Annotated in this window: 4 protein-coding genes; 2 read left to right on the plus strand and 2 right to left on the minus strand. The window is 57.7% G+C overall.

Annotation, left to right across the window (positions count from 1 at the left end):
• Window positions 1-127: 127 nt before the first annotated feature.
• Entirely contained in the window at window positions 128-829 is a 702-nt protein-coding gene (locus GNZ13_RS27805; RefSeq protein ID WP_172170564.1) for a hypothetical protein, read from the minus strand.
• 93 nt (window positions 830-922) lie between these two features.
• Window positions 923-1,765: an HNH endonuclease gene (locus GNZ13_RS27810; RefSeq protein WP_172170566.1), complete on the minus strand. Its 843-nt coding sequence runs from the start codon at window positions 1,763-1,765 to the stop codon at window positions 923-925.
• A gap of 430 nt (window positions 1,766-2,195) precedes the next feature.
• On the opposite strand from GNZ13_RS27810, the gene GNZ13_RS27815 reads away from it, so the two are divergent.
• Both GNZ13_RS27815 and GNZ13_RS27820 read left to right on the plus strand, forming a co-directional pair.
• Window positions 2,196-2,555, plus strand: a complete 360-nt coding sequence (locus GNZ13_RS27815) for a hypothetical protein (protein ID WP_172170568.1) — start codon at window positions 2,196-2,198, stop codon at window positions 2,553-2,555.
• A partial coding sequence (locus GNZ13_RS27820; protein ID WP_172170570.1) for a DUF4011 domain-containing protein occupies window positions 2,539-6,571 on the plus strand: 4,033 nt, incomplete at its 3' end. The genes GNZ13_RS27815 and GNZ13_RS27820, both read left to right, overlap by 17 nt.

The raw sequence follows: 6,571 nt of genomic DNA on the forward strand, positions 1-6,571 counted from the left end.
GACACTTGAGCCACATGTGCCCACGTTGTCCACAGGCTTGCCAACAAAATGTGGGGATAACCTTGACCGCTCGCCGGGGGGGGCGGCATGCAGAAGGGCCGGCGCGACCTTCTCTCATTTGCTGCCATTACGGACGGGTCGACCGAGCACGGAGTTTTTCGACGATTGCTTTCCACGCCGCCAAGTCACCGGTCCGGGACACGTTGTCAATTTGCGCCGACTCTTCTGCGGTCAGGATACGAGGCTCGGCCAGCTTGAGCTGGTAGGGCACGGCCAGCTCAACTATGAAAGCGACTGGGTAACCGGCGCTTGACGATGTATTTCCGGTTTCCGCGCGGTCCACTATCGCAGTGACCTGCGAGCCACCGAGTCTTCTTCCGGTGCCGTAGTTGGTGAGGGATTCCGGATAGACTCTTTCGCCCAGATGCACGGTGAGGGGCGCGTCAGCCTTGCAAGCCAGAGCATAGTGATTCAGCTTCTTCTTTCCTGATGGCAAGGTCGCACGACTTGTGACGAGGGCATGCGGGGGCAACGGCGTGATGGTGCCATCAGCGGCGGCGCTTGCCGTCCATAGAGAAATTTCTCCTGGTGTTACGTCAATTGCCTGTGGGCGGCTAGACATCGGAGAAAAAATCGCGGGCAGGTGCCCCAGTTCTTTGGCAGCTACCTCGGGCACGCTACCGAGGGACTGGCCAATGCCCCAGAAGAACGTCCCCTGACCAAGCTGTCGCTCCCACTCCTTGCGCGTCACGATGGCGGCGAGTTCTTCGCCCGATTCCGTACCCATCTTGGTCCAGCAGAACGTGGGCGGTAAAAGTGTAGGCGACATTTGGACAGTCCTCCTTGTAGTTATCAAGTCAGTCGGAGCCTTTGGGCGCGGCCGTCGTCAAGGCACGTAGCTGTTTGCGCCTCGCAATCTTATTCAACGAGGGCTTTTCTTGAGCAATCGTGTCAATTCATTCATACCTAGCCAAGGCCTACGGCGATGTAGCATTCGGTGGCAGTTTGCACAGACAAGCGCTAGGTCCTCGACACGAGTGACCTCACCGTCTAATTTGAGGGAACTGACCGGCTTTGTGTGATGAGCCTCAATGAATCCGTGTCCGAGCTCGCCGTAAGTTGATGCAAAATCAAAGTTGCAACAGGCGCAGCGCAGATATCCGTGCTTTTTTAAAGCAATTTCCTTTGCTTGCCGGACCAGTGTTGGGCTCCGCTCCCGTGAACAGTGGAGGCGTTGCTTCAAGCGTCCCTCGGGGAATCCTTCGCGAGTTGGAAGGCGGTCATGCTCCAGCAAGTCGGCCCTAACGCGATACTCCGCAAGCTCAATCAGCTCTCCGATGAAATCTTCCAGCTCCTGGGTAGTCGCGGGTAGCGAAATTTCGGCGGCTTCGGACCCGTATGTTTCGACAAAATAGGCGTGGCGCAACTGGTTCTTGCCGTCCTGCTTGGTGGGCCTGTAGGTCCAACGCAGCGTCAGTAGTTCTTCGCCTTCAATGAGCTCGTGCACTTCGCAGAGCGGACCAGACCTTGATTCGGGAAAGACAACGACGTAGTAGTTGCCAGACCGTTTCCAATCCACCAATAGAATCCAGATGGCGGGGTCGCCTTTGCTCTTAATCAGGAACGCGCCGTCACACGGACGGTCGTCTGCCCACTGATGGAAGCCGCTTAGTGGACCGGAAGGAAGGGATTTCAGGGTCTCATATTGTGGTGAATTAAGCGTTCTGATTTGCCTGGCAAGCTTTTGGGAAGTTTTATGGTCCATGGGGTCCGGGTTCTGAGGGACTGTGCGGGTGAAATATTTCTGTGGCCACGCGAGTCTTGAGGGAAGCGAAAGACGTCTCGTCTTGGTATCGGCCTGCGGGCGAGATACTTGAATGTTTGCTTTTCCCCCCTGTACTGCCTCTGGGACATGTTTCCTGAATTCGTTGAGGCCCGGTCTCTCAGCGTAGACACCAGTATGTCAGAAGAGCGAGTACTGAACGTGCATGACGAATCCATACGGTCGGTCACCCGCATTCGCGACAAAATTTATGAGACTATCTTGTTCGGGTGCCACCGCCCAAAAGCAGTACGCGACTGTATTCAGCGAGGAGCAAGCCGTTTCCAGGCCTGTTCGGTTGTTCGGAATTGCCGGGTCGGCAGCAAAATCATAATTGAGAGAGGAAAATCGGCGAAGCCGATTTGGGGGTCAGATGGATGACACTGCTGTCGAACCGGCGGGTACGCCGGATGAGCCGCGTTGCGTGCAGATTCTGGCCACGCTTGCCGGCAAGGTTAATCTGGCCGACTTTCAGAATGCCGTGCCGGTTGCGCGTGAGCTGTCGGTGCTAAATGAAACCGACACGGATGTCAAAGGGCTTAGGCTCACGGTTTCTTCCGAACACGCATTCTTAAAACCGAAGACATGGAGCATCGACCACCTCAGCGCAGGGCAGACCGTCCGCATTAGTGACCTCGACCTGTCGCTCGGTGCATTGCTCGGGCGACTCAAGGAAGGCTTAAACAGGACTCGCAACTTCGCCGCCGGGGGATTGAGTGAACGACCACGATAGCGAACCAGACGTGCCTGTTCCCGAGATAAGTTTGTTTTCAGGCAACGTCCCGATTAAAGATGCACTTAATCAGTTGCGACTCCGTCTGCTCGACCTCACGAGCAGAAACCGGCTTCTCAACTTCAAACCCACGACTGGTAAATCGCTGCAGTTCGTCCAATGTAGTCCGGAAGTCGTTTATAACCGGCTAATTGATACTCCCAACGTGGCGACGGTGACGCTCACGGGCGTTCCGGAACCCGAGCGCGCTGCATGGGTGACGAAAGGTGGGCGGCTCACCCGCCCCGATGCTCGTGACTATGCCTCAACTGTGGGCATTCCGACGACTTACGAGTTGCCGCAAGGCAATATGAAATTGCCAGCAACGGCCGCGTCCGGGGCGCAAATGCGCGCACTCTTCTACGCAGAAGACCTGGCGCTGCATTGCCGCAAAATTGAGCGCGAAGCCAAACTGGCAATCGAGGAAACTGGCGCCAACATGCTTTATCTCGTTTTGGGCTTCCTTGAATACCCTGAAGCCGAAAACAGCGACAAGTTGTATCGCGCGCCACTATTGAGCTTGCCGGTGCGGTTGGAGCGCACGACTAAAGGGAAATACGACGTCTACAGCATCGTATATACAGGCGAGGAACTGACAGAGAACATCTCGCTTCGCGAGAAAGTTAAGCGCGACTTCGGGCTGTCATTGCCGGCATTAAACGAAGAATCGCTTTCCCTTTCCGGCTATCTTGAAGCAGTCGAAGAGGCTATTGACCATTTGCCGCGCTGGAGCGTGAAGCGAATGGCGACGCTAACGCTGCTTTCGTTCGCCACAATGCTGCTTGTCCGTGAACTAAGCCCGGAAAACTGGCCTACCGAGGAAGGGGAGTCCTCGCTGCTTACGCATCCTGTAGTAAAGCGGGTGTTCGAAGGCGGACGCGACACCGATGCGGACGGCGATGACGCGCAATATGCGACCGATTATGCGGTCGACGACCATAAGCTGGCCAACCTTCCGGTCATCTACGACTGTGACTCGTCTCAGCACTCCGCGCTGATTGACGCTATTGAAGGCAAGCACGGCGTTATCGAAGGACCTCCCGGCACGGGCAAATCGCAGACCATTACGAATCTGATTGCAACGGCCCTGTTTATGGGCAAGCGCGTCCTTTTCATGTCCGAAAAGCTGGCCGCACTTCAGGTCGTGAAGACCCGCCTTGAGCAAGCCGGCCTGGAAGCTTTCGTCCTTGAGCTCCACAGCAACAAGACAAACAAAAAACGCGTTCTCGAAGACCTGGAGACGCGCATCAATTTCAGGCCGCGGCTTCCCGACGGCCTAGAAGACCTCGTCAAGACGGTTGAGACGAAACGCTCTGAGCTCAAGACCTACGCGGACATGCTCAACGGTGTCCACGGCAATGTTCAAGGGCTCACCGTTTATCAAGTGATGTGGCGCACGGAACGCTATCGGCAGAAATGTGATGCATCCGCGAAAGTGGCAGAAGACCTGCTCCATTACGGTGCGCCCGCGACAGGACAGAGTGAGTTTCAGGTGCTCACCGACCTCCTGAGCTATGCTGCGAAGCAGTTCGTAGAGGTCGACGGTCGCAAACCGGACCATCCCTGGTGGGGCTTCTATCCGGAGGTCCTGCAACCGGGCGACGAAGTGCGACTCGAGCGATTGCTCACACGGCACATTCAGGACTGTGAGACTTTCGCCCAGGCGTTGTCCGACGCGTCGACGTTCCTCGGCACAGGAACTCCGGTCAGCAAGTCTGGTAGCAATGCTGCAACGTTGCTGTCGAGTCTAGCCGCCATTGCACCGGGCTCTCCCGATGACGTCGCCTATGGCGCGCTGCCTCGAATCTTCACGGAGCATGACCCCTACGGCGAAACGGCCGAGCAGATACTAAATCAGATTCGCACGCGCCTTGCCGAGATGGCCTCGCAATCGCAGACAGGCGCTAGCAACTGGACCGCTACCACGCCGCCGGGTGACGCAGATATAGAGACGTTACACGAGCACATCGAGCTTCTCGACTACTGGGAAGTGGGCCAGACGAGGCTTCGCGAGTTCCTCACCACGCCGGCGCTCATCCGTGCACGCGTCGCTCAGGCTGAACACGGATTGAAAGAACTCGCCGCGCTATTTCACATCGCGAAGATAGAGGTGCCTTTCTCGAAGGAAGGATTCGCCAAGCTATCCGCCATGCTTACGGTAGCCGAATCTGCGACCGACTCTCAGTTCCGTTTCAGACATCCTTCGCTGCAGGAACCCAACGCAGCCGCGACATTGCGGGCGGCTGCCGTCACGTTCGCTGAGCTTGAGGCGGCGCGCGCGGCACTCGATGCGAAGCTGTACCTTGATACGGTTCCTGATGATGCCACCCTGAAACAGGCTATCGATACGCTTCGAGAGGGGCCGACCTGGTATCGGTGGGCACAGAGTCCCTGGCGAAAGGCTCTCGCAGTGCATGAGCGCCTTTGCAGAGCCAAAAAGCAGAAGCTCACCAGCGAGACACGGCTTGCCGAACTTGAAGCGCTGCGCAAGTACCAGAACCAACAGGCCGCCTGGTCAACCAACGAAGTTGTCACGCGACTGGCGGGCCCATTCTATCTGGCCACCAACACGCCCTTCGAAGAGCTGGCGCTGACCTCCGAATGGCTGATTGACGCGCAGCGAACCCTCAAGCTTGCCGATGTGGAGCCACGGCTGTTCGACGCCCTTACTATCGACGTCTCCCAGATTGCGGCGCTTCGGGTCGTCAAAGACAAGGCTAGTACGGCTCTGAAGGACATCGCGAGCCTCGACGAACTGATGGGCACGGTGCTGCCATATACGTCGCTGTCATTGATGCAGTTCCAGCAATCCTCGTTTGCCGCCGAGCGAATCTCCCTCGGCTCGGTCATCGCGGCTGACATGGAAAAGGTCGGTACGTTTTTCGGGGGGAAGCTTTCTCCCGATATCGCGATGGAAAACGCGGTAGCCTCGGTCCGGGCCGCTCACAAGCTGGAAGGTCTGCGTCAGGCGCTTTCACGCGATGAGCACGCGCGCGACCTTCTGGCAGAGCATCTGCGTGGCGCTTACACCGACCTTGAGCCGCTGTTTGGCGCGCTTACCTACGGTCGCCTCGTCAAGCAGGCGCGCCTGCCTGAGAGCGTTGAGTCTGTGCTGCTTGCAGCCGCAAGCGCGGAGAACTACGTCCGGCTGTCCGGCCTCACTCGCGCAATCCAAGCGGGGTGGACTGCGCTGGATATTTTTTCTGAGCAAATGGCTGCCCTCGGGGCTTTCAATCTGGTCGAGTGGGCAGGCTTGGAGGCGGTTACCCCCCTGCAGTACGCGACGGAACTATCCGCGCGAGCAACGCGTGCTCTGGAAGCGTTCGACGAGCTGCTGCCTTGGGTCCAGTACTTCAAGCTGCGTGCAGACATCAAGGCGAAAGACCTGACTCCGTTCGTCGAGCTCATGGAGGCTTCGCGAGTTCCGCCTGCTCATCTTTCGCATGTATTCGGATACCGGTTCTACGCCTCTATCGCACACGCGCTGTTTCGTGAGTATCCCGAGCTCAGTCGCTTCAGTGGTACCCGTCATTCGACGGTTCGCAAGGAATTCGGTGACCTGGACCGGGAGCTTATCCGCTTGCGAGGACAACAGGTGGCAGCACGCTGCCGGACGCATTCGGCTCCGCCAGCGGGTAACGCAGGCGCGCGGGTGGATGACAAGACCGAGATGGAGCTCCTGCGCTACCTGATACCCCAAAGCCGCCCGCGAGTTCCGGTTCGAAAGATGCTCCAGAAGGCCGGCCGTGCCATTCAGGCGTTGAAGCCCTGCTTCATGATGGGACCGCAGGCCGTCGCGCAGTTTCTAAAACCTGGCACCATCAGTTTTGACCTCATCGTGATGGACGAGGCCTCCCAGCTGAAACCGGAGGAAGCGATTGGAGCTATTGCGCGCGGCACGCAGCTTATTGTTGTTGGAGACCCGAAGCAGTTGCCGCCGACGACGTTCTTTTCGCGTATGGGCCAAACGCCTGACG

It is taken from the genome of Paraburkholderia elongata, assembly GCF_013177735.1.
Taxonomy (GTDB): Bacteria; Pseudomonadota; Gammaproteobacteria; order Burkholderiales; family Burkholderiaceae; genus Paraburkholderia; species Paraburkholderia elongata.

Bases quoted from the DNA above. Each gene is read 5' to 3' on its own strand.
- GNZ13_RS27805 (WP_172170564.1), bottom strand. From the start codon at position 829: ATGTCGCCTACACTTTTACCGCCCACGTTCTGCTGGACCAAGATGGGT.
- GNZ13_RS27810 (WP_172170566.1), bottom strand. From the start codon at position 1,765: ATGGACCATAAAACTTCCCAAAAGCTTGCCAGGCAAATCAGAACGCTT.
- GNZ13_RS27815 (WP_172170568.1), top strand. From the start codon at position 2,196: ATGGATGACACTGCTGTCGAACCGGCGGGTACGCCGGATGAGCCGCGT.